Source organism: Muricoccus nepalensis (genome assembly GCF_006438825.1).
GTDB lineage: Bacteria > Pseudomonadota > Alphaproteobacteria > Acetobacterales > Acetobacteraceae > Roseomonas > Roseomonas nepalensis.
Genome location: NZ_RCZP01000048.1, coordinates 1 through 26,745, shown reverse-complemented (window position 1 = coordinate 26,745; position 26,745 = coordinate 1). Strand labels below are relative to the sequence as shown.

Genomic DNA, 26,745 nt, shown 5'->3' with positions numbered 1-26,745 from the left:
TGGCGTCACGCCGGATAAAGCATACCACCGCGCTTGCATAAAGGTTTAAGGAATAGCAAGATTGTTCGCAAACAGCAGTTCGTGTTCGCACTGCGAACATCGGCGAAGCCAAAGCGAGGCTTAGCAAGGAGGAAAAATGACGCTGGAGGATGAGCTGCAAGCTTTGTGCGACACCACGGCCGTGGAGGGGGACACGCCCGTCCGGGCGGAACTTGCTGGCGAGGCCTATGCCGTGTTCCTCGTGGACGGCGCCTACTACGTGACGCAGGACCTCTGCACCCATGGCCCCGGCTCCCTCGCAGAGGGCTTCGTGGAGGGCGGTGAGATTGAATGCCCCTTCCACCAGGGCAAGTTTGATATCCGCACGGGCGAGCCAACAGCCCCCCCTTGCACCGAGGCGCTCCGCACCTGGGATGCTCGGGTGGTGGAGGGAAAGGTTTGCATCGACCCGGCGCAGGTAAGGAAGTCGGTATGAACGCGGTTGGCAGGCCGCCGAAGCTCGAGGGGGCGCCGCTTCCGCGGATTGCCCTGGCGCTCGGCGATCCCGCCGGCATCGGACCGGAGATCGCGCTCAAGGCGGCGCTCGACCCGCGCGTTCGCGCGGCCTGCCGCCCGCTGCTGGTGGGCGACCGGCGTGCGCTGGACTACCACGCGCGCGCCTGCGGCATCGACGTGCCGGTCCTAACCGTGCGCTCGGCGTGCGAGGTGCCAGAGGGGGAGGGCGTCGTGCTGCTCGACCTTGACGGTTTTGGGGAGCAACCGCTGGCACCGGGCGAGGTGCGCGCCGCCCATGGCCGGGCCGCTGTTGAGGCCGCCGCGGTGGCCGTCCGCGCCGCACTGGAGGGCGCGGTAGAGGCCGTTGCTGCCTGCCCGCAGACGGAATTTGCCATCAAGGCCGCGGGCATCGCCTTCGACGGCTATCCAACCTTCGTCGCTCGCTGCACCGACACGCCGGAGGAGGACGCCTTCCTTATGCTCTGCTTCGACGACAAGCGCATTGTGCACACAACTCTACATGTCGGCCTGCGGCAGGCGATCGACCTCATCACGGAGGAGCGCGTTCTGCGGGTGCTGGAGGCAACGCGCGCCGTGCTCGTGAAGCTCGGCGTGGCCACGCCCCAGATTGCCGTCTCCGGGCTGAACCCACACGCGAGCGAGCACGGGATGTTCGGCAACGAGGAGGCGACGATCATCGAGCCCGCGATGGAGCGAGCCCGCGCGCGCGGCATCCTCTGCGAGGGGCCGTTCGGCGCCGACACGATGTTCCAGAAGGCGGGCTACGACGCCTTCGTTGTGATGGTGCACGACCAGGGGCACTTGGCCGCGAAGCTGCTGGCGACGAACCGCACCGCGGGCATGACGATCGGCACGCCCGTGCTCTTTTCCTCCGTTGCCCATGGCAGCGCGCTCGAGATCGCCGGGATGAACAAGGCGAGCCCTGAGGCCGTGGTCGAGGCCCTTCTACGCCTGGCTGGCGCCGCCACGCGCGCCCGCGCCGAGGCGGCAGCCTGAGCCATGGACGATCCCGCGGGAAGAGGCATTGTCGTCGTGGGCGCGGGGCAGGCCGGGGGCCGTGCCGTCGAGGCGATGCGCGCCGCCGGGTATGCCGGCCCGCTAACGCTGGTCGGAGAGGAGGCCGATCCACCTTACGAGCGGCCGTCGCTGTCGAAGGAGATGCTGCTGGGTTCGGACAACATCGCCTGGGTACGGCCGCGCGAGTGGTACGAGGCCGCGAGCATCGTACTGCGCCTTGGCGTGAAGGCGAGTTCCATCGACCGGGGCGTGCGTACCCTTCACCTGGAGGATGGCTCCGTCCTGCCCTACGCCGCCCTCCTATTGGCAACCGGTGGGCGGCCGCGGCCACTCCTCGTGCCGGGCGCGGACCACCCCCGCTGCCATCCGATCCGCACCCTGGCTGACACGCGAGCCCTGCGTCCCCTCTTACAGGTGGACGCGCACCTCGTCGTCGTCGGTGCCGGGTTCATCGGGCTGGAAGCCGCCTCCGCCGCACGGGCGCAGGGGGCGCGCGTCACAGTGATCGAGGCGACCTCAGCGGTCATGGCGCGCTGCGTGCCGCCAGAGGTCGGGGCGTTTTACACCGACCTGCACCGGCGCCACGGCGCGGACATCCGCTTCCAGGCAGAGGTGGAAGCCATCGAGGACGCCAGTGGCCGGCCTGTCGTCGTGCTGGCGGGCGGCGAGCGGCTCGAGGCGGACGCAGTCGTGGTGGGCATCGGCATCGTCCCGAACGTGGAACTGGCCCGCGAGGCCGGCCTCAAGGTCGAGAACGGCGTGGTGGTGGATGCCTTTGGCAGGACGGAGGATCCCTCCGTCTGGGCCGCAGGGGACGTCGCCAACCGCTTTGACGCACGCTACGGGCGTCCAGTGCGGCTGGAATCCTGGCAGAACGCTCAGAACGCCGCCATCGCGGCGGCGCGCAACATGGTGGGAAACCCGGCGCCCTATACCGAGGTGCCCTGGTTCTGGAGCGACCAGTACGGGCTGAACATGCAGATCTGCGGGATGGTCTCGTCCGGGCTCTCCTGGATCAGCCGGGGTTCACTGGCCTCCGGCATCGCCCTCCTCCTCGGAATGGACGGAGACCGGCCGGCCGCTGCCATCGGCATCAACGCGGCGCGCGACCTTCGTTTCGCGAAGGAGCTCATCGCGCTGGACGCTGCCGTACCCGCGGAGACACTGGCCGATCCGGCGGTCAGGCTGAATGACCTTGTCAAGAACCTCAAGCGGGACCTTCGGCCTGTCTCGTGACGGCCAGTTCCGATGAAGAACAAGCCTGGGAGCGACTTGCCATGCTGCGGAAAGAACAGAACGATCTTCTCACCCAGACCGGGCCTGGAACGCCGATGGGCGACGTGTTTCGTCGCTACTGGATCCCGGCCCTGCTTGCGGAAGAGGTGGCGGAGCCCGGTGGCGCGCCGGTGCGGATCAAGCTGCTGGGCGAGCGCCTGCTCGCCTTCCGCAATAGCGAGGGCAAGCTCGGCCTCATCGACGAGTTCTGCGCCCATCGCGGCGTGTCGCTCTGGTTCGGCCGGAACGAGGATTGCGGGCTGCGCTGCCCCTATCACGGCTGGAAGTACGACGTGACCGGCCAGTGCACCGAGGTGCCCTCCGAGCCTGAATCGAGCGGCTTCCGCCAGAAGATCAAGCTCACCGCCTATCCGCTGGTGGAGCGTGGGCACATTCTCTGGACCTACATGGGCCCACCAGACCTGCAGCCGCCCTTGCCGGAGTGGGAGTTCATTACCGTCCGGCCGGAGCAGACCTTTTCCAGCAAGCGCATCCAGGAGTCCAACTGGCTGCAGGCGATGGAGGGTGGCATTGATTCCGCGCATGTATCCTTCCTCCATCGCGGCGCGCTCAACTCCGACCCGCTGTTTAAGGGGGCGAGGGGCAACCAGTACAACCTGAACGACAGCGCACCCGTCTTCGAGGTGGTGGAGCACGGCAGCGGCCTCTATATCGGCGCGCGCCGGAACGCGGAGGATGGCCACTATTACTGGCGCATCACGCCCTGGGTTATGCCCTGCTTCACCATGGTGCCGCCGCGCGGCGACCACCCGATCCACGGTCACTTCTGGATCCCGATCGACGACGAGAACTGCTGGGCCTGGAGCTTTGACTATCACCCGGTGCGCGACCTAACGGAGCGCGAGGTGCAGGCAATGCGCGACGGGCATGGCATTCACGTGACTTACGTTCCCGGCACCTACCGGCCCGCGGCGAACAAGGACAACGACTACCTCATGGACCGAGCTGCGCAGAAGGCAGGCACCACCTACAGCGGCGTCTCGGGCATTGCCATGCAGGACGCCTCCCTCCAGGAAAGCATGGGACCTATCGTTGACCGAACGCGGGAGAACCTGACCTCTACCGACAATGGGATCATCATGGCGCGCTTCCGCCTAATGAAAGCCGCGCGTGCCCTGCGCGACAAGGGCATCGCGCCGCCCGGCACGCGGCCGGAGGAGCAGCAGGTTCGCTCCGCCGCGGTCGTGCTGCCACCCGATCAGGCTTTCAAGGACGCAGCGCGCGAGGCGCTGCAGGCCCAGCCCGGCGTGGCGCAGGCTTCGGTGTGATGGTCAGCGAGAGCGCGCGCGCGACCACGGCGGCGGAGTCGGCCTTCCGGGTCCGCACGCCCAACGCCGCGCCGCGTGCCACCCTTGTGGTCGCGCTGGACCAAGCCAGCCTCGACGTCGTGGAGGCCTTGTCCGCGCGGACGTGGAACGGCGCCGTCTTCTTCGCCCCCTCCTTTTTCGAGAGCGAGGGAAGGCTGGCGGCTGGCGACGTCCAGCGCTGGTTCCGCAACGTGGTGGGCCGCGCGCAGGGCTTCTTGCAGGAGGTCGAGGTCTCCAACCAGGCGGTGATGATCGCGACCTCAGGCCAGGACGCGCAGCTCGCCTCGGTGGTGGGCGACGCCTGCCGTGCCACCGGCACCAAGACCTGCGGCCTCATCCTTCACGACGCTGCCGACAGGTCGCCGGAGGCCGTTTCCGCGACGCTCAGCCAGCTTCGTCCCTACGTGTCGATGCTGAGTGTCGTCAGCGACGCGGGCTATGTCGAGGCCATGCTCGAAGCCTTGAGGGCCTGAGCCGTGGCCGCGCCCCTCACCGCCGAGGCGGAGCCCAACGTGACCGAAGGGCGTGACTTCGTCACCGCGCTGGCGCGCGGGCTGTCGGTCATGCGCGCCTTCACCACCGAGGAACAGGACCTCACTCTTTCCGACCTTTCGAAGCGCGTGGGGCTCTCGCGCGCGACGGTCCGGCGCTGCCTGCTCACGTTGCAGGCGCTCGGCTACGTGCAGTCCTCCGGCCACTTCTTTCGCTTGTCACCACAAGTGCTGACCCTTGCGCAAGCCTATCTGTCCTCCTCTCTTCTCCCGCGTGTGGCGCAGCCTTTTCTTGAGCGGACGAGCGACGCGCTGGGGCAGTCCTGTTCCGTTTCCGTACTTTATGGAACGGAGGTCATCTACGTCGCCCGCTCGGCGCGCCGACGCCTCGGATCGATCAACCGCGATGTCGGGACGCATCTGCCCGCCTATTGTACCTCCATGGGACGGGTCCTACTCGCCTACCTGCCTGAGGAGGAGCTGGAGACGTTCTTCCGCGGAGCGGAGCTGTTCCCCCTGACGCCCTTTACCATCCACGACGAAGCAGGGCTGCGTCGCGCGCTCGACGGCGTGCGGCGCGACGGGTTTTGCATGGTTGACCAGGAGATGGAGGTCGACCTGCGCTCGCTTGCGGTTCCCGTTCACAACGCAGCCGGTCGTGTCGTCGCGGCGCTGCATGTCTCAACCCAGGCCAGCCGAACTTCTCTGGAAGAGTTGATGAACAAGGGAAAGGCTGCGCTGCGGGAAGCGGCCGCGGGGATGCGCCCACTTTTGATTGGCCCCTGACTACCGGCCCGCCGAGGCGCGTGCGAGCGGTGTCCAGCGGGTGACCTCCTCCTCCACGAAGTGCTTGAATTCCGGTGCGGTGAGTGCGGGCGAGACAATGCCATCGGCGTCGAGCCGCGCGCGGATGTCGGGCTTCGCAAGGATGCGCCGCACCTCTGCGTTCATCCGCTCCACGATTGGCTCCGGCAGGTTGGCCGGTCCGGCGAGGCCGAACCACGTGGTCGCGGTCAGCGTGGGATAGCCGAGTTCCCGGAAGGTCGGCAGGTTGGGGAAGGCCGGAAGCCGTTCGGCCGAGCTCACGGCGATGGCCCGCAGGCGCCGGTCCCGGAGAGGCTCGGCGGCCGAAGTAAACGCAATGAACGCAGCTTCCACGGAGCCGCCGAGCAGGTCGCTCATGCTATTGCCACCGCCACGATAGGGAATGGGTTCCATACTTGCGCCGGTCAGGCGTGTGAACATGTCGCCGATCAGCGCACCGTGTGTCCCCGCGCCCGGCGTTGCGTAGGAAACCGTCTCGCTGCCCTTTGCGCGGGCCAGCACGTCGGCGAGACTGCGCGCGGTGGATTGTGGACCGACGGCGAAAAGGATCGGCGGGCCACCGAGATAGGCGATGTGCGTGAAGTCCCGAAGCCCGTCGAACTCCGCACCTCCCACGTTCGTGGCAGGAGCAATCACGTGGGACGCGATGCCGGAGATGACGAGGGTGTAGCCATCGGCCGGTGCGCGCGCGACCTGCGCCGCGCCGATCAGGCCTCCAGCGCCAGGGCGGTTATCCACCACGAAGGGCTGGCCTAGCGCGTCAGTCAGGTCGCGTGCGACCAGGCGCCCGAGTGTGTCCGCGCTGCCACCGGGCGCAAAGGGGGCTACGATGCGAACGGGCCGCTGCGGCCAGTCGGTGCCGACCGCCTTTGCCCCAGTTGCCAGATGGACGCCTAGCAGGGCCACGGATAGTCTCAGCAGGGCACGTCGCAAGGCTGGTTCCTTCCCTTATTCTTAGTGGGCTTGAGCGGCTCAGTGGCTGCAGCAAGCCTAGTGCGTTGCGCCGATCCTAGCGCGGCAGGCGCCGTCAGGCACAGGTGCCAGTTGAACAAGAACGGGAGACGCAGGCCGATGGATGAGCAACCGGCAACGACGGAGTTCGACGACGTTGATAGGCAAGCTCTTGTCGATGCGTTGCGCATGCTGGAGCACGCGGAGATGATCGATCATAGCGGCCATGCCAGTGTTCGTCGCAAGGGCCGCATCCTGATCAACGACGCCGTGGCGCCAAAGCGGCGCCTGACGATGGCTAATCTGGTAGAGATGGACTTGGAGGGGCAGCCCATAGCGGGTGCGGGTCGGCCGCCGCTGGAATTCCATATCCACACCGAGATCTACCGCCGGCGGCCCGATGTAGGGGCGGTCATTCACCTGCACCCGCGCTGGTCAACGCTTCTGACCAGTGTCGGGGTGCCTTACCGCCCCGTCTTTGCGCAGGGCGCCCTGCTCGGCGACATTCCTGTCTATGACGATCCCATGTCGATCAACACGCAGGAGGCGGGTTCCGCGCTCGCACTCACGCTTGGCAACGCACCTGCGATCCTGCTGAAGGCGCATGGCGCGACGGTGGTTGCCGAAGACCTCGTCACCTGCTTCGCACTCGCGGCCTATCTCGAGGAGAACGCCTCCCGTCAGGTGGGCGCAATGGCAATCGGTACGCCTTTCGTGTTCGACGACAGCCAGCAAGCCCGCGTCCGCGAGCGCCTGTCGTCCATGAGCCTATTTCGCAAGACATGGGACCACTACTTCGCCCGCCTCACCTGAGCCGGTCCTGCCGGCCCACCCCTGGTAAGGGGAATGAAGGCGTCCCTCACCCTGCGGCGTTGCCATGCTGGAAACAACGAAATCGACCCAGAGTGACTTTGTTGCGTCGATCGGAGCGTTAGACGCATCTCTCGCAATGGCCCTGACGATCAGGTGGTGCGCACGTACTCCGGGCGACGCAAGTCCAACATGCGGCTCAGCAGGTCGACGGCGATGGCCACCTCGGCTTCCTGACGCCCGTCGGTCTGTGAGCGTAGGCCGTCGCCGATGACGCGCTTCCTCGTGAGATGTCGGCCTCCACAAGAGCGCGCCAGTTGTACCCTGACGCCCGCTGTCAGCCCATACGGCCGCGCTCGGCAATGGACTGCCGATGTCGGTCCCGCTGCGTCGGCTCGGTCTCAGCCGTATCGCTCCTCACCGCTGTGGTGCACGGATCTGCCTGGCGATCTGGGTAGGTTAGGATCCTGAGGGGTCGACGGCCGGTCAACCTCCCGGAGAGCGCAGCTTGCCCTTCAAGGCTAATGTTGACCGTCGCCAGCACATTCCGAAGCAGCGGTTCCGGGCGACGAACTGGGCAGAGTATGATGCGGCCCTACGCGGACGTGGCAGTCTGACCGTGTGGTTCACGGATGCGGCGATCGCGGCCTGGAAGGCCGAGCCCCGGACCACGCGCGGCGGACAGCCGCGGTATTCGGCGCTGGCCATCTCCACGGCCCTGACGCTTCGAGCCGTGTTCCGCCTAGCCTTGCGTCTGACCGAAGGTCTGATCGGCTCCATCATCGCCCTGTTCGGTCTCGACCTGACTGTGCCGGACCACTCAACCATGTCCCGCCGGGCCGAGACGTTGGAGGTACCGCAGCTCCGGTCCCAGCCCGGCACCCGTCCCATACACCTGATCGTCGACAGCACGGGGCTGCAGCTATGTGGCCCGGGCGAGTGGCTGGTCGATAAGCACGGGAGCAGGGCACGCCGGTCGTGGCGCAAGCTGCACATCGGCGTGGATGCCGACACGGGGCGGATCGTTGCATCCACCCTGACGACGAACGACATCAATGACGCCTCGCAGGTCGGCCCCTTGCTCGGCCAAGTCGCGGACCCAATTGCCTCATTTACCGCCGACGGCGCTTACGACCAGGATGGCGTCTACGCTGAGGCGGCGCGGTACCCCGACGCGGCTGTCATCGTTCCACCAAGGTCCAGTGCTGTGCCAAGCGCCACGGCCGAGACGGTGCCGACCCAGCGGGACCATCACCTTCGGGCCATCGTAGAAAGTGGTCGCAGGAGCTGGCAGAAGGCCTCAGGCTATAACTGGCGCGCCTTGGTCGAGGCGGACATCAGCAGGTTCAAGCGCGTCATCGGCGGCGCGCTGCGGTCGCGCACCGACAGGCGCCGCGCGACCGAGGTGGCAGTCGCTGTCAGCGTGCTGAACCGCATGCTTGAGCTTGGACGCCCGGAGTATGTCCGGCTCGCGTGATCCCGGCCCCGCCGCTCACCGACTGTGCCTCCACGCTGGTCCGTGCAACACAGTCTCCTATCGGTGCAACAAGGTCCTCCGCTGTTGGACTTTGCCACTCCACCTCTTCAAGGTGTTCTGGCACTAAAGCAACGACTATGGCCTTCTACGTCGTTCCTCGATGCGATCCTCCTGCTGCATGCGGTTGATGGTCCGCTGGTTCCGCGCCTCATCCTGCGAGGACTGCTGCATCATGCATTCAGCGAAAGCGTCGGTGCCTGGGCGGAAGCCGAAGGTGCTGCAGCGACTGCGGTAATTCGCTTGGTCCGTCTGCTCCATCCTGCGGGACGGGGCCTGCGGTCAGTTGGAAGCGCCCGTTTGAGATTGGAAGGCCGCCTTAATGGAAGGCTTCGGGGGCGTGCCTACCAACCCTGGGCCGACCGGGTACCACCCGCCGCAATCCATCCTCACGCCGGCTGATAGAATGGCTAGCCCTCCGTTGTTGGCCTGTTGCGCAACGAGACTACCAAAGTCGCCAGGGAGGCCGGGCATCAGCATGGCGGTGAGCTTAGCGAACCGCTCGGATGCTCCAGGCGGTCTAGCGGCGCGCCCGGCGATGGTAACCGCGCAAAATCTGCCTCCGAACGGGCCGTGACTTCGGTTCGGCGGCTGATGCACGCCGACGGGCGACACGGGCGGTGTCACGTCCGCTTTGGGGAACCCCCGCGACGGCGCAGGAAGTCCGTATCGGGCCCACAACGGACTTCGGGACCTACGCCGGCCTGATCAGTCATCACCCACGTCGGTTCCCCGCTCGCTCCAAAACCCCCTGGCTTTCCGAGGTGGAAGCGCTCCTGCCGTGATTAGCGAAGGTCCCCCGACCAAGGGCACTCCCCATGCAAAAGCTTCCCAACTCGCCAAGCATCAGCGCTGCACGCGCAGCCTGCGGCGGTTCGCAAGGTCACAGAGGCGGCGCAGAACGGTGGCGCTGCTTCCCTTGAGGGGCCCGTCCCAGCGCTCGATGAGGCCGAGGTCTATGCGCCGGGGCGACGGCGTGCTGAGCCTTAGAGTGACGTTCAGGGAGCGAGCCCATACCGAAAGGATGGCGAGCTCTTGGGCGAGGGCGTCCAGGATTAGTCCCGCTTGGCTGGGGACGTGGCGAGGAGAGGTGAGGGAGGCTGGGTGGTGGGTGCTGGCTGGCAATGCAGTTCTCCGGAGTGGCTGGTTTGCCTGTGGTAGCTGAGAGGAGGAGGCGAGCGGGCGGCCGAGGTCCGGTCGGCCGCCGCCGGTGCCCGACCAGGTTGGGGAACGGTCGCGTGCCTTTCGCGGTCCTCCGCGCTGAGGCGGCAGAATGTGGCAGCGGCTGCTCAGACCCGTTGGCTGGATGCAGCTGTCCGCGTTCCCGACCCCGTCCCCATGACGCTCTAGGGCTTGGTCTGCTGGTTCTCGGGCTGGTAGGGCGCCTCTGCCTCAGGGGCGCGAGCGAGCGCGCGACGCCGTGACCAAAATAAGGAGGCGGCGCTGAACCCATGAACCGGGAAACCTCCCTCTACCTCGACTTCGTTCGGTTCGGTGCGGCGCTCGCTGTCTTCCTGTCCCACATGGGGCAGAAGCGCCTGACGGCCGGGTTCCTTTGGCAGGCGGTCCCCTACGGGGCCGAGGCGGTCATGGTCTTCTTCGTGCTGTCGGGTTTCGTGATCGCCTACGTGACTGACGGTCGCGAGAACTCAGCCCGGCAGTACGCCGTCAACCGCGCGGCCCGGCTTTACTCGGTCGTCGTCCCGGCCCTGCTGCTTACCGCGGTGCTCGACACCATTGGCAAGGCGCTCCGGCCGGACCTCTACACGGGGGCGTGGGGCTACTTGGACTGGAACCTACCCGAGCAGTTCATCCGGGCTCTGACATTCACTCACGAGGTCTGGTCCCCTATCCGTGGGCCCGGCTCCAACATCCCCTTCTGGTCGCTTGGATTCGAGGTCCCCTACTACCTTATCTTCGCCCTCGCGATCTTCGCTCGCCCGGCATGGAGAGGTCTCGCGGTCGGGATCGCGGTGCTGCTGGTGGGTCCGGAGATCGCAGGCCTGCTGCCAATCTGGCTAATGGGTGTGGCGGCTTACCACGTCTGCAAGCGTGTCTCGATCTCGCGCTCTCTCGGGAAGGTCCTACTGATCGCCCCGGTGATCCTCTGGGCCATCAACGAGGTGTATCTCTGGCAGGTCGGCCATTTCCCGCCGGGTTCCGACCGGGTGCACCACATCGATGAGTACCTGATTGGGGCGCTCTTCGCGACGCATCTGGTCGGCTTCCACACGGTCTCGGACGTCTTCGCCGGCGTGCTGAACCGGTGCGCGCGGCCCATTCGGTGGCTCGCCGGGGCGACCTTCTCGATCTACCTCTATCACCTGCCGGTCGCCACGTTCCTCACGACGGTTATGGGGTGGGACGCCGGTAGCTGGCAGAGCCGCACCGTCTTGATGCTGGGCGTCCTGCCCATTGTCCTCCTGCTGGCGGAGTTCACGGAGCGCCGCAAGGAGCCGTGGCGTCGCCTCTTTACCCGCCTTCTGGGGCCTCGATCCTGTGAGGCTGCCTGACAGCGGCGGGGTTCGGCTGAGGCCGGTGGGTCGTTCCCCGCGGAGGTTGGTTCAGCGGCGAGCGTGATCAGAGCGCGGCTGACGGGGTGATGGCCGGCGCGGGCTTCCGCAGGCGCTTGAGCAAGCTCGCGAGACGGCGTGCCTTCCGTTCCTGCATGGCCCGGCGGACCGCGGGGTCGGCGGTCGCCGCAATGCGCCGGCGCTCGTCCTTGCGCGGGCGCACGGGCTCGATCGCCCGCAACAGGTCGGCGGTGCCAAAGCCGGCACCGTGGCGCGCGAGGATTGTCTGAAGACGCTCCTGTCCCGGGCGGGTCGAGATGATCATGCTCGTCCGCTTGCCGCCCGGGTTTCGCCCCGGGCCGGTGCGCCGCAGTTCCACGTCGCCGCGGGTGATCAGGTCGCGGAGCTGCTTGGGGAGGGGCCGGCCCAACTTGATGTTGACGGCGAAGCCGAGCGGGTCCTCTGGCTCGGTGCCAAAGGAAGCGAGGCGGACATAGGCAACGTCGATGGCTAGGCGCGATGCTTGTCGGCGGACATGATCGATCTCCTGCAGGGCCTTGCGCATGTTCTGCGCTTCTTATTCTGTGCACTTGAGTGCATTCACAGTCGTGGCTCAGGTCAGGTAGCCAGCACCCGTAACGGCACAGTCAACTTGGCCGGCCGCCAGCTTGTCCGAGCGGCGCACCAACAGGTAGTCGGGTGGGATGATTGCCCCCGCCGCCTGTCCCAGCTTCGCCGGGTACCGCTTCCCAGCCGAGATCATCAGCCAGGCGGTGTGGCTTTACTTTCGCTTCCCACTCAGCTTGCGGATGGTGGAGGAGATGCTGGCGTTCCGCGGCATCGTGGTCAGCTACGAGACGCTGCGACAGTGGGGCCGCAAGTTCGGCCAGGCTTTCGCCAACGGGATCCGCCGCCTGCTGCCCAGCACCGGTGACAAGTGGCACCTGGATGAGGTCGTGCTCAAGATCAACGGTGTGACACACTGGCTYTGGCGYGCCGTCGATCAGGCCGGGATGGTGCTYGAYRTGCTGGTGCAGARCCGRAGRGAYAAGMAAGCYGCCAAGCGGCTACTSAGRAARYTGCTGAAGCGTCAGATGCGGCCACCSCGSGTYATGATYACCGACAAGCTGGCAAGCTAYGGYGCCGCRAAGARGGASGTGATGCCYTCCGTCGAGCACCGCCAGCACAAGGGGCTGAACAACMGGGCGGAGAACYCGCATCAGCCGACGCGACRACGAGAGCGGCAGATGAAGCGGTTCAAATCAGCAGGCCACGCACAGCGCTTCCTTTCCGCCCACGACGGCATCAACAACCTCTTTCATCTTCGCCGTGACCACCTCAGCGCTAGCGAGTACCGCGCTGCAAGGGCGCGCGCGTTCGAGGTGTGGTCCGACGTCAGCGGGGTCGCCACGCGGGCTTGATCGCCCTTGATCCCACTGCCGATCCGTCAGCTTCCTTGCCTTGAGGCTGGCAAGTTGACGGTGCCGCTTCAACGCTGGTTAGGGCAGCCGATCACTCCAATCTCTTAACGCCCCCGCCCGGTTCGGTGCCCTCGGGCGGCGCCTCAGCCTGCCGCATCCGCCAGCGCCCCCGCCAGTCCCGCCCGCCGATCCAGCCCTCGAGGCTCGCGGCATCGGCCCGCCCGCCGACCGCCGCCTCCACGCTGCGCCAGGCTAGGCAGAGCATGCAGGAAAGAACGGGCACCCCCTGACGCCGCCCGTGCGCGAGAATGGGGCGCAGCGTTGGCATGCCGGTGCCGAGCATCACGATTGCGTCCAGCCCCACCGGGTCCAGCGCCTCCAGCGCCGCCTGGGCGCCCGCGCCGTCCATCGCGTAGATCGGGTGGAAGACCCCGCCCCGCAGCGTCGAGCCCGAGACGCGTGCGACCTCCAGGCCATGCGCTTCCCAGTAACCGATCGCGGCCTGCGTGAGGTCGTCGGGATAGGGCGAGACAAGGCCGATGCGGTGGGCGGAGAAGGCGCGCAGCGCGTCGCGCACGGCCTGGCCTGCCGTTACGACGGGCACGCCGCGCGCCGCTTCCATCCGGCCGACAATGGCCGCCTCCTCCTCCGCGCCTGCGTAGTAGGAGGCGCCGGTGCAGGCAAAGGCCACAGCGGCGAGCGGGGCGTTCGCGAACTGCGCGACCGCGCCTTCCAGATCGCGCAGGTAATCGAGCAGGCGCGCGACGATGGTCGGCTTTGGGCTCGTGAGGCGCGCGTTGATCATGGCCACGCCGGGCGGCAGGAGAACGGCAAGCTCCGGCTCCACGGTCGTGTTCGCCTGCGGGGTCAGCACGCCGATGAGGCCGCGCGGCGCGTACTCGAGGGCCACGACTCAGGCCCGTCCCGCGCGCCGCTTCGTGCCCTGCTCCGGATGCCCCATGGCCTTGCCCTCTCGCGCGAATGGTGGACAAGTTGGACCGGTCCTGCGCGGCCGCGCAAGGCGAGCCCACGGAGTTCCCCCCTGCATCGTCCTCCCCGCATCGCGATCGTCGGCGCCGGCCCGGTCGGCCTAACCCTCGCCGTGCTGCTGCACCGCGCCGGCGCCACGCCCGTGGTGTTCGAGGCCGGGCCGGCGATCGCGGAGGAGCTGCGCGCCTCCACCTTTCACCCGCCGACCCTTGACATGCTCGACACGCTCGGTGTGGTGCGGCCGCTGATCGCCCAAGGACTGGTGACGCCGGAATGGCAGATCCGCCTGCATGAGACCGGCGAGCGGGCGGTCTTCGACCTGTCTGTGCTGCGCGAGGACACCGGCCACCCCTACCGTCTGCAGTGCGAGCAGCAGCGGCTGTCTCACCTGCTGCTGCCGCTGCTGCCGGCGGGCACCGTACGCTTTGCCACGCCCGTCGCGGCGGTGACTCCGTCCGAGGACGGGGCGGTCCTGTCGCTGGAGAGCGGGGAGGACGTGGCGGCGGATTACGTGGTCGGCTGCGACGGCGCGCGCAGCGCCGTCCGTCGGGCGATGGGGCTCGACTTCCCGGGCGACACCTACCCCGAGACAACCATCCTCGCGACGACCACCTTTCCCTTCCACGAGCACCTGCCGCACCTGTCCAACGTGAACTACGTCTGGACGAGCCATCCCGCCTTCTCCGGCACCTTCTCTCTGCTCCGCGTGCCCGGTCGATGGCGCGCCAGCCTCTACCCCGCGCCGGACGAGAGCGTGGAGGTGGCGCTGGACCCAGCGTCGGTCGAGCGCAAGCTCCAGGCCATCCACCCAAAGCCAACGCCCTACGACGTGCCGGACCTGCGCCCCTACCGTATCCACCAGCGCATCGTCGCGGATTACCGCCGCGGCCGCCTGCTGCTGGCGGGAGACGCCGCGCATCTCAACTCGCCCTCTGGCGGGATGGGGATGAACGGCGGCATCCACGACGCTTTCGAATTGGCCGCGACGCTGTTGCCCGTGCTGCGCGGCGCGGCGCCGGAGGGGCTGCTCGACCGCTACACCCGCCGACGCCGCCCGGTGGCGGAGCGCGAGATCCTCGCGCAGGCCGACCGCAACCGCGCCCGCATGCGCGAGACCGACCCGGCCCGCCGTCGCGCAATGCTCTCGGAGATGAGGGCGCTCTGCGAGGATCCGGCGCGGTTGCGCGAGCACCTGCTGCGCACCTCGATGATCGCCGGCCTGCGCGAGGCCGCGCGGGTGGAATGAGGGGCATGACGGACCGACGCACCCTGCTCACGGCCGGCACCGCCCTCGCGGCTCCGCCGACCCTGCGCGCCCAGGAGCCGGGCGGCTGGCCAGCCCGACCCATCCGCTTCGTCGTGCCCTTTCCGCCCGGCGGCACCACGGACATCGTGGCGCGTGTCTACGCGCAGCGGATGACGGGAACGCTCGGCCAGCCGTTGGTGGTGGAGAACCGCACGGGGGCGGGCGGGACGGTCGGCAGCGACGCCATCGCGAAGGCGCCGCCGGACGGCTACGCCTTCGTCATGTCTAACATCGCCTCCCACGCGGTGGGGCCAAACGTCTACCCGCGCGTGCCCTATGACAGCGTGCGGGATTTCACCCATATCGCGCTTCTCGCGGACGTACCGTCCGTGCTCGTCGTCGCTGCGGCCTCGCCGGTGCAGGACCTGGCCGGGTTCCTGGCGGCGGCACGGGCGCGGCCAGTGACCATCGCTTCTCCCGGGAACGGCACCACCTCGCACGTTCTCACCACCACCCTCGCGCGGCTCACGGGGGCGCAGCTGACGCATGTTCCCTACCGCGGCTCCGCGCCGGGCATCGCGGACGTGATGGCCGGGACTGTGGAGGCTATGATCACCACCCTGGCCGAGGCTGGGCGCAACGACCGCGTGCGCCTCCTCGCAATCACCTCGGAGGGGCGCACGCCGGGCTGGGACGCGGTGCCGACCTTTGCCGAGCTCGGCCTGCCGTCGATGACCGCGCCGACCTGGTTCGGCCTCTCGGGCCCGCCCGGCCTACCGGATGCGATCGCCGACCGGATGAGCGCAGCGGCGCTCGACGCCCTCTCGACCGAGGTGGTGCGAGCGCGCCTTGCCGAGTTCGGCGCGGTGCCGCCGGCCCATGACCGCGCCTGGTACGCCCGCTACGTCGCGGAGGAACTTGCGCGCTGGGGTCGCGCGGCGCGCGAGGCCGGCGTGCGCGCGGACTGAGGCGCGGCGGGCCGGCTTACTCCGCCTGGATGCCAGCTTCCTTCGCGACGCGGGCCCAGCGCGCCAAGTCGGCGGCGATAAGATCCGCGGAGCCGCGGTAGGACGCGTGCAGAATCTGCACGCCGGCGGCCCGGTTCAGCAACTCCAGCTTGACGTGGCTGGAGGTACCGATGCCGGTGGAGCCAAACTTCACGTTGCCGCTGCGGGCGCGCACCACCAGCTCGGCCGGGCTGCAGATAGGGCCGTCCAGCGCCACCACGATTGCGCTCGGCACCGCGGCGATGAGGCCGATAGGCGTGACGTTGCGCGCGGGGTCGTAGGGGATGTGCTTCAGCGCCGCGGGGCCATCGCCTGCGAGGCGATGTTGGCGAGAAATACTGTGTGCCCGTCCGGCGTAGCCTTCGCCACGAAGTCGCCGCCGATCGCGCCGCCGCGGTTGTCGATTGCCACGGGAGTGCCGAGCGAGGCCTCCATGCCGCGCGGCCAGGCGGCCTAGGAGGTCCGTGCTCGCGCAGGTCAACCGAAGGCTTTCTGCCCCGCCTCGGCGGCTTCGGCATCAATGGCTCGACCCGCGCGTTGGAGGCAGTGCCTCCAGTCCTCATCCGTTAGGGCAGACGGGTAGCGCTTCGTCTTGCGGGCAAGCTCGGCCATCCGGCGACGCGTCTCTCGGGTCCACACCCCGAACTTGAATTACCTTGCCCGCGCCACGGCAAGCCATTCTCAATTGGTCAGTTAGCGCCGCGTGCTCTCCGGTGCTCACCGAGTACGCTCTTCGGAGAATGAAGTCGGCTGATGGTGGGCCTGCCGTCTCCAGAGTGAGCAAGGGCGAACCGGCTATGTGCAGCCGGACGCGGTTACGGACCGCGCCAGGCTCTGAGACCTCACCGGGCGGGGGGAGGATACTGCAGCCCCCCCTCCGTCCAGAGACGGTTCGCGCCGCGCTGCAGCCCGAGCGGGGCAACGTTGCGGTCCCACTGCTCGGCGGCGTTGCCGACCTGGCGGACGATCTGCGCCGCCCAGTCGTCCCGCACACCGAGCATGGTCCCAAAGCCGCCGGTGCGGCCGAGGAAGCGCTGCACCTCCGGATCCGGATCGCTCATCCGGGCTTCCAGGTTGGCCGAGGTGATGCCGAACTCCTCGGCCAGGAGCGGCGCGTAACCGGCCCAGCGGACGAGGTCGAACCAGCGCTGGTCGCCTTTGCGGACCACGGGCCCGAGCGGCTCCTTGCTGATGATCTCGGGCAGGAGCACAAAGTCGCCCGCCTGGGCTCCGAGCCCCGCTCGGAAAGCGGTGAGCGCCGCGGTACCGATCGTGTAGGCGTCGCAGCGCCCGGTCAGCACGGCGTTCCGCACTTCCTCCACCGTCTCGATGACCAGCGGGGTGAGACGCATGCTGTTGCGCCGGAAGTAGTCGGCGAGGTTCAACTCGGTGGTCGAGCCGGGCTGGACGCAGACCGTCGCGCCATCGAGCTGGCGCGCCGAGGTCACGCCCAGCGAGCGACGAACCAGGAAGCCCTGCCCGTCGTAGAAGGTCACCCCCGTGAACTGCAGGCCGAGGCTCGCCTCCCGAGCCAAAGTCCAGGTCGTGTTCGAGGCGAGGACGTCGATCTCACCGGACTGGAGCATGGGCAGGCGGTTCTGGAGAGTGGTCGGGACGTAGCGGACGCGCGAAGCGTCCCCGAACATCGCCGCGGCGATCGTGCGGCAGACGTCCACGTAGAGGCCCGTCCAGCCGCCACGGCTGTCCACGGTGGCGAAGCCGGGGAGGGTGGCGGCGGTGCCGCAGACGAGCTGCCCGCGCGCGCGGACCGCGTCAAAGGTGGGGGATGGGCCGGTGGGCGATGCTTGTGCTCTCGCCGGGCCAGCGGAGAGCGTGGCCAGGACGGCAGCCACGATCACGAAACTCCGGATCATCGGTTAGCTCTCCTCCATTATTGCCGATTGTCGAAAATCATGAGCTGACCGCTTCTGCAAAGGCCGCCATCGAGGGCACGCGCGCGACAGGCACGGCGGTGTTGGCGATCGTCGCGCCGGTGCCGCGCTTGCCGTGCCGCCGGTCCACCCAGACCGTCGGGATGCCGAAGCGGGACGCCGGGTCCACGTCGTGGTGACGGCTCTGGGCCACGTGGAGGATGCTCTCCTTCGGGAAGCCCTTGGCTGCGAGCTCGGCAATGGCGGTCTCGAAGTGAGGAGCGCCCGGCTTATAAGAGGCGACGCGCTCTGCCGTGACGGTGAGAACAAAGGGGACCTCAAGCAGGCGCAGGCTGCGTGCGAGTGAGGCCTCGTCCACGTTCGAGAGGATGGCAAGGGAGAAGCGATCGGAGAGGCGGCGCAGCGCCGCGACCGTGTCGGGGAAGGGCGGCCAGTCGCCGGCAGAACCCGCAAAGGTGGTGCGCTGGTCCGCATCGTCCGGCAGGCCGAAGGTGGCTTGCACGTCTCCCCAGGCGCGGGACAAAACCTCCGGGTAGAGGAGGGTCGGGCGGGTCTGCTGATGCCGTGCCTGGTGGAGGGCGAAGGCAGTGAGCACAAGATCCTCGGGGATGTCGGCCCGCCCGGCGGCTGCCAGCCAGGGTCGCACGCGGTCGAGGATCCCCGTCTCCCAATCGATGAGGGTGCCGTAGCAGTCGAAGGTGAGGACGCGCTTGCCGGTCGCGTCCACTTGGGTGTCGAAGGTCATGGTGTCTCCTGTCCGGCCAGCCAGGCGGCGACGCGGGCGCGCGCCTCCTCCACCTGGCGGGCGTTGAGCTCGGCCGCGTCATCTCCGCGCCCGCGCCGAGCGAGGGCGAGTAGCTTTCGGTGCGAGGCCACCCAGCCGATGGACAGGCCCGCGGCTGTCCAGGCGGGAAGCAGGTAGCGGGACACCGTGACGTGCAGGCTCTCAACCTGGGCAAGGACCCGGGGGCGCGCCGCACGGCGCATCAGGGCGCGGTGGAAGCGCCAGTGCAGGTCGGATTGCCCGATCGGGTCCCCCGGCGCGGCATCCGCCTCGTCCAGCAGCGCGGCCGCCTCCTTCAGGTCGGCAGCGGTTAGGTTTGGGATCGAGAGCCGCAGGGCGTGGGCCTCCAGCATCGTCCGAACTTCCGCGATCTCCTGCAGGTCGTCCGGATCGGTGGGGGCGACCGTGATGCCGCGGTGGCGGCTCATGACCAGCAGACCCTCTCCTGTCAGGACCTGCAGCGCCTCGCGCACGGGGGCACGGCTGGTGCCGAAGTGGCGGGCGAGGTGGTCCTGCTTGAGTTGGGTGCCTGCTGGCAGGCGCGCGGTCAGGATGCCCTCGCGCAGGGCGGTCGCCACCGCGTCCGGGAAGGAGCGAGCCGAGGTCACTTCGGAGAGGTTCAGACCGGTAAGGGGCGAGGGCAGCATGGGAGCACCATGCCTCAACTGTCGATTTTCGACAATCGCATTCGGGCTGCGGATGAAGGCGACAGGTAATTTGGTTGCCTGACACGGGCCTACGAACCGCGTCCAATCAGACCTTGGTTTAGCTATGGCGGGGATGTGGGCGCTTCGAAGCGCGCCAGTTTCGCCATCGCGGTGGCGGCGTTGCGGAGGGCGTCACGCTCCTTGCTGTCGAGGCCCTCGACCATAGCCCGCGAAAGCCATTCCCGCCGCGCCCGGAAATCCTCGACCAGGGTCGCCTCGCCGAGTGGCGTGATGGCAACGATGTTTTCCCTCCGGTCCACCTCGCTTTGCCGGCGCTCGACGTAGCCGGATCGCGATAATCCCCCGAGGACCCGCGTCAGGGATTGTGCCTGCAAGCGCTCAGCCTCGGCCAGTCTCGCCGCCGGCAACGGTCCAAGACGCCGAAGGGTACTCAACACCGCGACACCCGAAAGGGAAACGCCGCCTACGGGACGTTCCGCGCGCAACCGGCGGCCTAGCGAGAGTACGCCGTGGAGGATGGCGGCAAGATCCTCCGCGTCTGAGCCAATACTACGCATAGCGTACCACCCACCCCCTTCTTATAGTACGCATAGCTTGGCAATTTGTGGTGGGGCAAGGAAGGCTTGGTGGTCAGCAGGTTGAGATTGCTCGTACGACCCCCCGGCTCGGGGGTTCGGGCTGGAGCGGATGTGGCGGCCATGCTCAGTGCTGGTCTTGGGATGGGTCTTTCCATCCTCCTCGCATCCGCGGCCGGAAACCCGGCCGAAGGGCTCGCGGCCTCTCTGGGAAGCTTTTTGGTCGGCTCCTCCGGCGTGGCGCGGACTTTCGCCCATCATCTGCGCCAGCTGCTTCAGCTTCTTGCTGCGGCTGGCTTGGCCATGCTCTCGGCGGCATCCGTCGTCGGACTGGGGCCGTGGACCGAGGGTGCTGTGATGGTGCTGGGCGGGGCCGCGGCGACGATGGGCGGCTATAGCCGCCCGCTCGCCTTGGGCGCGGGGCGGTTCATCGTGTTCCTCGCCGTTCTGCTCGGAGCCGTCGAGGCGCACCAAGACCGTGCCGGATTGCTGATCCTTATCACGGTGGGCGCGACCCTGACCTCCGCCCTGCAGCTGGTCCTGGGTGCGCTGCTCAGGTGGCGTGGATGGGATGCGCCCTCGCCGGTCCCGGCCGACCGCCCCGTGACGACGGCACAGAGGTATCGGCGCTGGCGGCAGACCCTTCGGACGCGGGCTGGATGGCAGTACGCCAGCCGCCTTGCGCCGTGCCTGGCCGTCGCCGGACTGCTGAACATGGCGTGGCCGGAACACCGTCTCCGCTGGATCACCCTGACTGTGGCGATCCTCTGCCAGAGGCAGGGCGAGCGCCCTGCCGCAAGGACGTTCCAGCGCTCGATCGGAGCGGCTCTCGGCGCCGCGGCGATGGGATTGGTTGGCTTGACCTACCCTCTATCGAACTGGTTGCTGGCGTTGAGCATCGCCGCGCTTGGTGTCCTGAGTACTTGGCTTCGGGCGCTTAATTACCTCGCCTACACCGCCACTGTAACACTGCTCCTTGCCCTGCTGCTCGACGGAGGCCAAGGGGTTAATACCGGCATCATGGTTGACCGCGTGGTCGCAACGGTGATCGGAGCCGGTCTCGTCCTTGCCGCCGATCTGATGGTTCCAACTCCACGGCAGGATCGGGGCGCCATGCCTCGGAGAGGCGGCTGATCGTCTCACTAACCCTATACCACATCAAGGCCGAATGTTCGTTTTCCGGAAACTATCAAAGCAGTCTGAAGGGCCAACTCAAGCGCAGAGCCGACATGACCAGATCTGGCCGGAAGCGGCATGGTCCATAACAGCGATGCGAGCAGACATAGCGAGCATCTCCCGCAGTACGAGGGCCAAGCACCGAAGCTCCCAGGACACGTCGAACGAGGTCAGCTCGGCTCCCTATGGCGTCCCAATCGCGCTTAGGTCAGCCTTTGCACTGGGATGCAGCCACGTCGCGCACAGCTCCGTCTCGCGCGATCTCGGGAAGGTTTCGGCTCGCGGCCGCATCGCCCACCAGCCGCTCGGCATCAGCTGGCAGCAGGAAGCGCCGCTCGACGTCCCGGGTCGCGGCACGCCTGACAGCGCAGACGTAGCCTTCAGTGGTGCCGTAGCGCTCCTCGAGCGACGGACGAGGGTCGCCGGCGGCCTCGCGTTCCGCCCGGGTACGGGCGAACGGAAGGTAGCCGCCGGTCAACCCCCCACCGCACGGCTGGCCGCGGAAGAACCCGCCCGCAACGACGTTCCAGCCGGTGTAGGTGCCGAGCGGCACCTGATGCAGCACGGATGGGACGCCCGCCGTCTCGTTCCCGTCGGTGTTGAGGCGCGGCATCATCGCCGGGATGATCTGCCGGATCGTCGGCGGCTGGTGGGTGATGACGCCGGAGAAGTCGTTGTAACTCAGCCGCTCCCCGAAGTCGTAGTCCATCAACCCGACGGCAAGTCCGGTTGGACGAGGCGCACCAGGGATCGCGGGCCAGCCCATCGCCTCCGCCGTGTTCGCTGCCAATTGCCCGTCGCGGAGCGTCGGATAATCGCTCAAAGGCGGCTCCCTCCCGCGTGTGACCCACTCGACAAGCGCGACCTGCAGCGCGTTCATCGTCGCTGTCTCGGGGTTCGGGTTGCGGGGCAGGACGCAGCCCGCCATGGGCTGCGGTGCCGCGTCGAAGCCGCCGCGCTCGTCACCGCCATGCGTCGTGCCGGGGAAGTAGTAGCGCCACACATTTGGCGGCAGCGGCAGGTCGAAGCGCCCGGTTGTGCCCGTCAACGCCGTCGTCATGAGGCGTGCGTTGAACTCAGCCGCGCCGAATGTCTCGAAGATAAGCGGGCATGTGTTCGTATCACGGCAGCGGTCGAGCAGGCCTGCTGCGGGGCGTCCTCGGACCGGGTCCTCGGTGTGCTCCCACCACAGCACCCCCTCACCGCCCGGCTCGTAGAGCGTACCGGAACCGCTCGGCACGCCGAACCGGACGTTGACCGCCGTGAGACGCCCGGCGATGTGCGGGTTCGCGCCATCGAAGACGCGCCGCCCGGCCTCGTCGCGGTTGAAGCCGAGATGGAGGAAGGTCTTCAGCGCGTTACCGGACTGGGAGATGCCCTGTGCCACGGCGTGGGTGATCCGCCCCGCGACGGGGTTCGGCGTGCCGCGCTCGTCCGCGGTCTCGTGGCGGAAGAAGGCCGCGACGTCGCGCATGGCCGCGAGGCCAATGCCGAGGACCTTCGGGTCGCGCACCTCGTAGGTGAGTTCATAGAGGAGGGTGGGATCGAAGCCCTCCCGGAGACAGAGCATCCTCGGGTTCGGTGTTCCCGGGAACGGGGTGCCGGTGCAGTCGGCGAAGGCCCAGTCCGAGGAGGGGATTTCGGTGAGAGGGCCCAGTTCGCCCGTTCGCGTCTCCGACGTGCGGGAGGTGAGGCGCGCGCGCCCCTGGTCCATCGTCGCATCGTAGGGAATGGCGGCACCGAGCAGGACCAGCGGGCGGGATCGGGTAGCAGGCCGCGAATCCGCCAGGCGGGCGAGCGCGACACCGGTGATCGGCGTCCCGTCCGGGTTCCGGGCGACCGGCACCTCCACCGCCCAGTTCGCGCCCGTCTGCGCGATGTCACCTTGCCATCCACTGATGAGGGCGACGTGGCCGAAGTCACCGGGCGTGGTGGCGCCGGCCCCGGGCGTCACGGGTGCGCCGCGGTTTACAAGGTCGTACCAAAGGACGCCGCTGGCCCGCGTCATATCCACCGGCTTGGTCAGGGTAAAGCGGGCGGCATACTCCACCCGGCCCCGTGCATTGCGGGGCGCGAGCGCGATGTCAGTGATGATGCGATTGGCTGAATCCGCTGGGTCTAACTCCCCGAAGGCACGGCCGGTGATGCGCTCCTGAGGTCCGGCCGCACCGGTCGGAGCGGCCTCGGTGCGCTCGATCTCGATCCGTGTCACCCGCGCCTCGGCCGTCCCGGACAGGGCGGCCGCACCGACGAGGAGGGCAAGGGGAAGGGCGTTCTTCATCGCGATGGCTTCCATCAGTTCGCGGGCGCCGTCGTGGCTTCCCACAACGGGGGGCTGGAAAGGACAAGCTCCCTCAGATCGGCCGGCTCCCGCGCCCCCTCCATGGCCGTCTGCCCCAGCACCGCGGCACGGGCGAAGGTGGCCATGCGCAGGCCGACGAGGCGCATCGCCTCGGGGTGCTGCGTGTTCAGCGGGTGTGGCCCACGGGAAACAAAGATGTCCCGCAAACCTCGGGCGCGGTGGAGAACCGAGAGGGAGCCCTCAAGCCCCTCGACGTAGTCCCAGGTGCCCTTGACGATCTGGAGCGCGGGCCAGCGCGCGACGCCCGCCAGGACATCACCGTCGGGGTAGTAGGTCGTGTTCCGCTCCACACGGAGCGCGGCCTCGATCATGTCATGCCCTGCGACGCGCCATCCGAGGCCGCCGGAGTTAGGCCCGTAGAGAATGGCGCCCCGGATGTTCGCGCGGCCGAGCGGCGGGCGGCAGGCTCCGTCCGGCACGTCGCGATCGCAGTCCTCGACGAAGTTCTGGTGCATGGCCCAAGCCGTGGCGTAGGAGCCGCGCGAGTAGCCCGCGAGCACGACGGGGATGTCCGTCGCGCGTTGCCCGGCGAGCAGCCGGCCCCGCACGGCCGCACCCGACAGGAGCTCGCCACCGGGCGAGAGCAGGCGAACGCCCTCTCCCGTCTCGAGCGCGTCGAGCATGCGGAACAAGTCGCGGGCCTGCTCGGCGGTGTTGTAGCCGCTGACACCGCCCGAGATGCCGTTACCGCGCCGGTCGGTCACGAGCACGTCAAAGCCTGCCGCGTTTAGGGCGGCCGCGAAGCCGCGCCAGTGCCGCATGCCCGGCTGCTCCGAGGCGCTGGCGTCCGCGACGGCGACGAACTCACCGGCGGCGTTTCGCGCCACGCCGGTCGCAGCGGGATCGTCAATGCCGGTGATCTCGTTTCCGCCCCCGTTGCTGAGGATGATGAGCGCACGCCGACGGGCGCCCGCGCCATCCTCGGTACCGGTGCCTTCGATGTACCAGCCACGCAGCTGGATCGGGGTGTCAAGGTTCAAGTGCCGCCGCTCGTAACTGTCCCGAGGAACGGTGAACTCGACAGTCCAGGCACGCGGCTCGGCCTGAGCGATCGGCTCACCGAAGCGAGCGAAGAAGCCCGGCCGACGGATAGCGCGAAGGTCCACCTGGCCCTGCGCGTCCACGCGGCCCTGCGGATCCATCGTGCCGGTGCGGCGCCGCTCCGCCGTGGTGAAGGCTACCGCCCCAGCGCGGGCTGGCTCAGCGCAGGTGCGGTTCGCCCGGCAATCCGCCCAGCGGGCACGGATCCGGGCGTCCGTGAACTCCTGAACATAGAAGTCCCCCGTGAAGGCGGGGGGAACGAGCTGGGCTGTCGGCATGAAGGGGATACAGACGTGGCGCCCACCCTCCTCCACCCGATAGCCCGGCAGCTCGGCGTTGCGGTCGAAGTTGACGCGGGTCCTGCAATCCGGCCCGGTCGTACCGGGGTTGACCAGGGCCGGCTGCGCGCTCGCCGCGCCCGCGGCGACGAGGAGTGAGGCCGAAACCGCGGCCCCAAGAAGCTTGCGCATCGCCTCAGCCGGCTGCCGGAGCGGGGTGGGCCCGAACGAAATCGAGGATGGCGCGGACGAACTCCGGCGTCCCCGGCAGCGAGCCGTGGGACGCGCCCTCCACTGTCACGAGCTGCAGTTGCGGCATGGCCGCCTTGAGCTGCTTGAAGTCGCGAAGGTAGGGATCGGCAGTGCCCACGATTCCGAGCGTCGGGACGGTGACCGCCGCCATCTGCGCTTCCGTCACGACCTGGGCCGGGTTGGAGCGCCTCACCGCGGCGAGCGCGCGGGGATCCTTGCCGGCTAGCTGCTGCGCCGAGCGCTCGCGAATTTGGGTGTCGGTCGGCGGCGGTTCGTTGCGCGGCCAGAGCCGGACGATCTGGGACGTCAGCAGGCCCTGGTCCATCTCGGCGGACTCGATGTCCACCCGCCGCTGGTCCTCGTTGCTCCAGTTCCGCCGTCCGGACGCACCGCCGAGGATCGCGGTGACGAAGCGCTCCGGGCGCATCGTCACGAGCTGCGCAACGATATGGGCGCCCATGGAATAGCCGAGGATGTGAGCCCGCCGCAGGCCCAGGTGGTCCAGCAGGCGAACCACGTCGAGGCCCATCTCAGCACCGTACTGCGCGGGATCATGCGGCTTGCCGCTGAGCCCATGCCCGCGCGCGTCCATGGCGATCACGCGGTAGGATGCGGCAAGGGCCTGGAACACCCCGGGGCGGATGAACTGCTCCTCGGTGTTCGTCGTGTAGCCGTGGACGAGCACGATGGGGTCCCCGCGGCCTTCCTCGATGTAGCGGATTCGGACGCCGGCGGCGTCGAAGAAGCGATCCTCGACGGCGAGGGCGGGCCCGGCCGCGATCCCCATTGTCAGGGCAGTCAACGCCCGGCGGGCGATGAACATGGCGTGGTTCCTCCAATGCTGTTGCAGGCAGGCTAGTCCTCCGCGTCTCGCCGCAAAACCCTGATCCGGATCAACAGGTCCGTGCCCGCCCTTGCAGGCCGGGTTCGCGGGCAGGGCTGACGCGCCAGCGCAGCAGGTGGCGCGCTCCACGGCAGTAGAGGACCGGCTTTCTCCTACTGTGGTCTCGCCGGAGCCTTCCCGGACAAAGCGCTCGCTGCCCCTCTTTCAGGTAGGGTGAGAAGGGAGGAACTGCCAAGCGGAGGTGGTGACGCGGGTGGGTGAACAAGTCAGTCGATCACGCGCCGCCAGAACGATCGCGCCAGTTCCACTTCCACCTTTGCGAACGTCCGCTTGCGGGAACTGGCGCGCCCACGTGGGACGGCTGCTCTGGACGCAAAGCCACCGTTGAAGTCGCCCTGGAGCGCGGGGGCGCCGCGGGTCAGCCCGAGATGCCGGAGCGGGCGCACGGTGCTAAGCTGGCGCCTTCCTGCCCCACTTGTCGGTGCCCTCACCCCTGAGCCAGACGACCGAACTCACGCGCGTCAAGGCGCGCATCCGCGCGCTGTCCGAGAAGACCGTCTCGAACGGCTGCACCGAGGCCGAGGCGCTGGCCGCGGCCGAGATGGTGGGGCGCCTGCTCGAGCGCTACGCGCTCAGCATGGCCGAGGTGGACCTCCGGGCCGAGCCCTGCGTGCAGGCCGAGGTGCCGCTGCCCGGCCGCCAGCGCCGGCCGATCGACGGCTGCGTGCCCGCCATCGCCCGCTTCTGCGACTGCAAGGTCTGGCTCGCCCGCGACGAGGACCGCTCGCGCTACGTGTTCTTCGGCTTCGAGCCGGACACCGCCATGGCGGTCTACCTCTTCGCGGTGATCGACCGCGGCATCCGCCGGGAGGTGCTGGGCTTCCGGGCGCAGCACCCGGCCCTGCGGGGCACTCGCCTGCGGCAGGCCTCTACCAGCTTCGCCCACGGC

General features: G+C 68.3%; 26 protein-coding genes and 1 pseudogene. 14 read left to right on the top strand and 13 right to left on the bottom strand.

Annotation, left to right across the window (positions count from 1 at the left end):
• The first annotated feature begins 136 nt into the window (after positions 1 to 136).
• Genes EAH89_RS26795 through EAH89_RS26770 form a run of 6 tightly spaced genes read left to right on the top strand, consistent with a single transcriptional unit; the run spans position 137 to position 5,413 of the window.
• Positions 137 to 475 (top strand): non-heme iron oxygenase ferredoxin subunit, encoded by a 339-nt coding sequence (locus EAH89_RS26795; protein WP_140886765.1) that lies wholly within the window; start codon positions 137 to 139, stop codon positions 473 to 475.
• Complete coding sequence (locus EAH89_RS26790) at positions 472 to 1,512, top strand: PdxA family dehydrogenase (RefSeq protein WP_140886764.1); 1,041 nt, start codon at positions 472 to 474, stop codon at positions 1,510 to 1,512. The genes EAH89_RS26795 and EAH89_RS26790 overlap by 4 nt, the downstream gene beginning before the upstream one ends.
• A gap of 3 nt (positions 1,513 to 1,515) precedes the next feature.
• Positions 1,516 to 2,769 (top strand): NAD(P)/FAD-dependent oxidoreductase, encoded by a 1,254-nt coding sequence (locus EAH89_RS26785; RefSeq protein ID WP_140886763.1) that lies wholly within the window; start codon positions 1,516 to 1,518, stop codon positions 2,767 to 2,769.
• 41 nt (positions 2,770 to 2,810) lie between these two features.
• Positions 2,811 to 4,097, top strand: coding sequence for an aromatic ring-hydroxylating dioxygenase subunit alpha (locus EAH89_RS26780; protein ID WP_140886762.1), 1,287 nt, complete (start codon positions 2,811 to 2,813; stop codon positions 4,095 to 4,097).
• Positions 4,097 to 4,609 (top strand): hypothetical protein, encoded by a 513-nt coding sequence (locus tag EAH89_RS26775; protein WP_140886761.1) that lies wholly within the window; start codon positions 4,097 to 4,099, stop codon positions 4,607 to 4,609. The genes EAH89_RS26780 and EAH89_RS26775 overlap by 1 nt, the downstream gene beginning before the upstream one ends.
• 3 nt (positions 4,610 to 4,612) lie before the next feature.
• Complete coding sequence (locus tag EAH89_RS26770) at positions 4,613 to 5,413, top strand: IclR family transcriptional regulator domain-containing protein (RefSeq protein WP_206667689.1); 801 nt, start codon at positions 4,613 to 4,615, stop codon at positions 5,411 to 5,413.
• Here the strand turns inward: EAH89_RS26770 and EAH89_RS26765 are convergent, their stop codons facing one another.
• Complete coding sequence (locus EAH89_RS26765; protein WP_140886760.1) at positions 5,414 to 6,385, bottom strand: Bug family tripartite tricarboxylate transporter substrate binding protein; 972 nt, start codon at positions 6,383 to 6,385, stop codon at positions 5,414 to 5,416.
• A gap of 138 nt (positions 6,386 to 6,523) precedes the next feature.
• On the opposite strand from EAH89_RS26765, the gene EAH89_RS26760 reads away from it, so the two are divergent.
• From EAH89_RS26760 to EAH89_RS26750, 3 genes are all read left to right on the top strand, one after another.
• Entirely contained in the window at positions 6,524 to 7,216 is a 693-nt protein-coding gene (locus EAH89_RS26760; protein WP_140886759.1) for a class II aldolase/adducin family protein, read from the top strand.
• Positions 7,217 to 7,721: 505 nt separating this feature from the next.
• Positions 7,722 to 8,690: an IS5 family transposase gene (locus EAH89_RS26755; protein WP_140886758.1), complete on the top strand. Its 969-nt coding sequence runs from the start codon at positions 7,722 to 7,724 to the stop codon at positions 8,688 to 8,690.
• Positions 8,691 to 10,198: 1,508 nt separating this feature from the next.
• On the top strand, positions 10,199 to 11,260 hold the full coding sequence (locus EAH89_RS26750) for an acyltransferase family protein (RefSeq protein WP_140886757.1): 1,062 nt from the start codon (positions 10,199 to 10,201) through the stop codon (positions 11,258 to 11,260).
• A 67-nt stretch (positions 11,261 to 11,327) separates the two neighbouring features.
• Here EAH89_RS26750 and EAH89_RS26745 read toward each other — a convergent pair whose 3' ends face one another.
• Positions 11,328 to 11,825: a hypothetical protein gene (locus EAH89_RS26745; RefSeq protein ID WP_140886756.1), complete on the bottom strand. Its 498-nt coding sequence runs from the start codon at positions 11,823 to 11,825 to the stop codon at positions 11,328 to 11,330.
• A gap of 139 nt (positions 11,826 to 11,964) precedes the next feature.
• Between EAH89_RS26745 and EAH89_RS26740 the strand changes: the two genes are divergently transcribed.
• Positions 11,965 to 12,681, top strand: a complete 717-nt coding sequence (locus tag EAH89_RS26740; protein WP_140886755.1) for an IS6 family transposase — start codon at positions 11,965 to 11,967, stop codon at positions 12,679 to 12,681.
• Positions 12,682 to 12,772: 91 nt separating this feature from the next.
• Here EAH89_RS26740 and EAH89_RS26735 read toward each other — a convergent pair whose 3' ends face one another.
• Positions 12,773 to 13,591 (bottom strand): maleate cis-trans isomerase family protein, encoded by an 819-nt coding sequence (locus tag EAH89_RS26735; RefSeq protein ID WP_140886754.1) that lies wholly within the window; start codon positions 13,589 to 13,591, stop codon positions 12,773 to 12,775.
• A gap of 42 nt (positions 13,592 to 13,633) precedes the next feature.
• On the opposite strand from EAH89_RS26735, the gene EAH89_RS26730 reads away from it, so the two are divergent.
• On the top strand, positions 13,634 to 14,917 hold the full coding sequence (locus tag EAH89_RS26730; protein ID WP_140886753.1) for an FAD-dependent oxidoreductase: 1,284 nt from the start codon (positions 13,634 to 13,636) through the stop codon (positions 14,915 to 14,917).
• 5 nt (positions 14,918 to 14,922) lie between these two features.
• Positions 14,923 to 15,885 (top strand): Bug family tripartite tricarboxylate transporter substrate binding protein, encoded by a 963-nt coding sequence (locus tag EAH89_RS26725; protein WP_161993782.1) that lies wholly within the window; start codon positions 14,923 to 14,925, stop codon positions 15,883 to 15,885.
• A 16-nt stretch (positions 15,886 to 15,901) separates the two neighbouring features.
• Here the strand turns inward: EAH89_RS26725 and EAH89_RS33235 are convergent, their stop codons facing one another.
• From EAH89_RS33235 to EAH89_RS26700, 7 genes and pseudogenes are all read right to left on the bottom strand, one after another.
• Positions 15,902 to 16,168, bottom strand: a complete 267-nt coding sequence (locus tag EAH89_RS33235; RefSeq protein ID WP_408906325.1) for a tripartite tricarboxylate transporter substrate-binding protein — start codon at positions 16,166 to 16,168, stop codon at positions 15,902 to 15,904.
• A 47-nt stretch (positions 16,169 to 16,215) separates the two neighbouring features.
• Positions 16,216 to 16,359, bottom strand: coding sequence for a tripartite tricarboxylate transporter substrate-binding protein (locus EAH89_RS33230; protein WP_162559130.1), 144 nt, complete (start codon positions 16,357 to 16,359; stop codon positions 16,216 to 16,218).
• A 32-nt stretch (positions 16,360 to 16,391) separates the two neighbouring features.
• Positions 16,392 to 16,563: pseudogene (locus tag EAH89_RS32845) on the bottom strand (transposase); the annotation flags it as partial.
• 203 nt (positions 16,564 to 16,766) lie between these two features.
• Positions 16,767 to 17,798, bottom strand: a complete 1,032-nt coding sequence (locus EAH89_RS26715) for an amino acid ABC transporter substrate-binding protein (RefSeq protein ID WP_140886750.1) — start codon at positions 17,796 to 17,798, stop codon at positions 16,767 to 16,769.
• 37 nt (positions 17,799 to 17,835) lie between these two features.
• Positions 17,836 to 18,561: an HAD-IA family hydrolase gene (locus EAH89_RS26710; RefSeq protein WP_140886749.1), complete on the bottom strand. Its 726-nt coding sequence runs from the start codon at positions 18,559 to 18,561 to the stop codon at positions 17,836 to 17,838.
• A complete protein-coding gene (locus EAH89_RS26705) occupies positions 18,558 to 19,247 on the bottom strand; it encodes a GntR family transcriptional regulator (RefSeq protein WP_140886748.1) in 690 nt (229 codons plus the stop codon). Before EAH89_RS26705 ends, EAH89_RS26710 begins: the two co-directional genes overlap by 4 nt.
• Before the next feature lie 122 nt (positions 19,248 to 19,369).
• The gene (locus tag EAH89_RS26700; protein ID WP_140886747.1) at positions 19,370 to 19,825 is read right to left on the bottom strand and encodes a MarR family winged helix-turn-helix transcriptional regulator; all 456 of its coding nucleotides are present in this window, start codon (positions 19,823 to 19,825) and stop codon (positions 19,370 to 19,372) included.
• 141 nt (positions 19,826 to 19,966) lie between these two features.
• Between EAH89_RS26700 and EAH89_RS26695 the strand changes: the two genes are divergently transcribed.
• Positions 19,967 to 20,977, top strand: coding sequence for an FUSC family protein (locus EAH89_RS26695; RefSeq protein WP_241667232.1), 1,011 nt, complete (start codon positions 19,967 to 19,969; stop codon positions 20,975 to 20,977).
• 250 nt (positions 20,978 to 21,227) lie between these two features.
• Here EAH89_RS26695 and EAH89_RS26690 read toward each other — a convergent pair whose 3' ends face one another.
• The 3 genes from EAH89_RS26690 to EAH89_RS26680 are packed head-to-tail and all read right to left on the bottom strand — an operon-like array spanning position 21,228 to position 25,775.
• Positions 21,228 to 23,315 carry an alpha/beta hydrolase domain-containing protein gene (locus EAH89_RS26690; protein WP_194152371.1) on the bottom strand — a complete coding sequence of 696 codons (2,088 nt, stop codon included), beginning with the start codon at positions 23,313 to 23,315 and terminating at the stop codon, positions 21,228 to 21,230.
• Positions 23,315 to 24,892, bottom strand: a complete 1,578-nt coding sequence (locus EAH89_RS26685) for an alpha/beta hydrolase (RefSeq protein WP_241667231.1) — start codon at positions 24,890 to 24,892, stop codon at positions 23,315 to 23,317. The genes EAH89_RS26690 and EAH89_RS26685 overlap by 1 nt, the downstream gene beginning before the upstream one ends.
• A 4-nt stretch (positions 24,893 to 24,896) precedes the next feature.
• On the bottom strand, positions 24,897 to 25,775 hold the full coding sequence (locus EAH89_RS26680) for an alpha/beta fold hydrolase (protein ID WP_241667230.1): 879 nt from the start codon (positions 25,773 to 25,775) through the stop codon (positions 24,897 to 24,899).
• Between the two features lie 502 nt (positions 25,776 to 26,277).
• Between EAH89_RS26680 and EAH89_RS26675 the strand changes: the two genes are divergently transcribed.
• The coding region (locus EAH89_RS26675) for a DUF7168 domain-containing protein (protein ID WP_241667229.1) at positions 26,278 to 26,745 on the top strand (468 nt) is incomplete at its 3' end.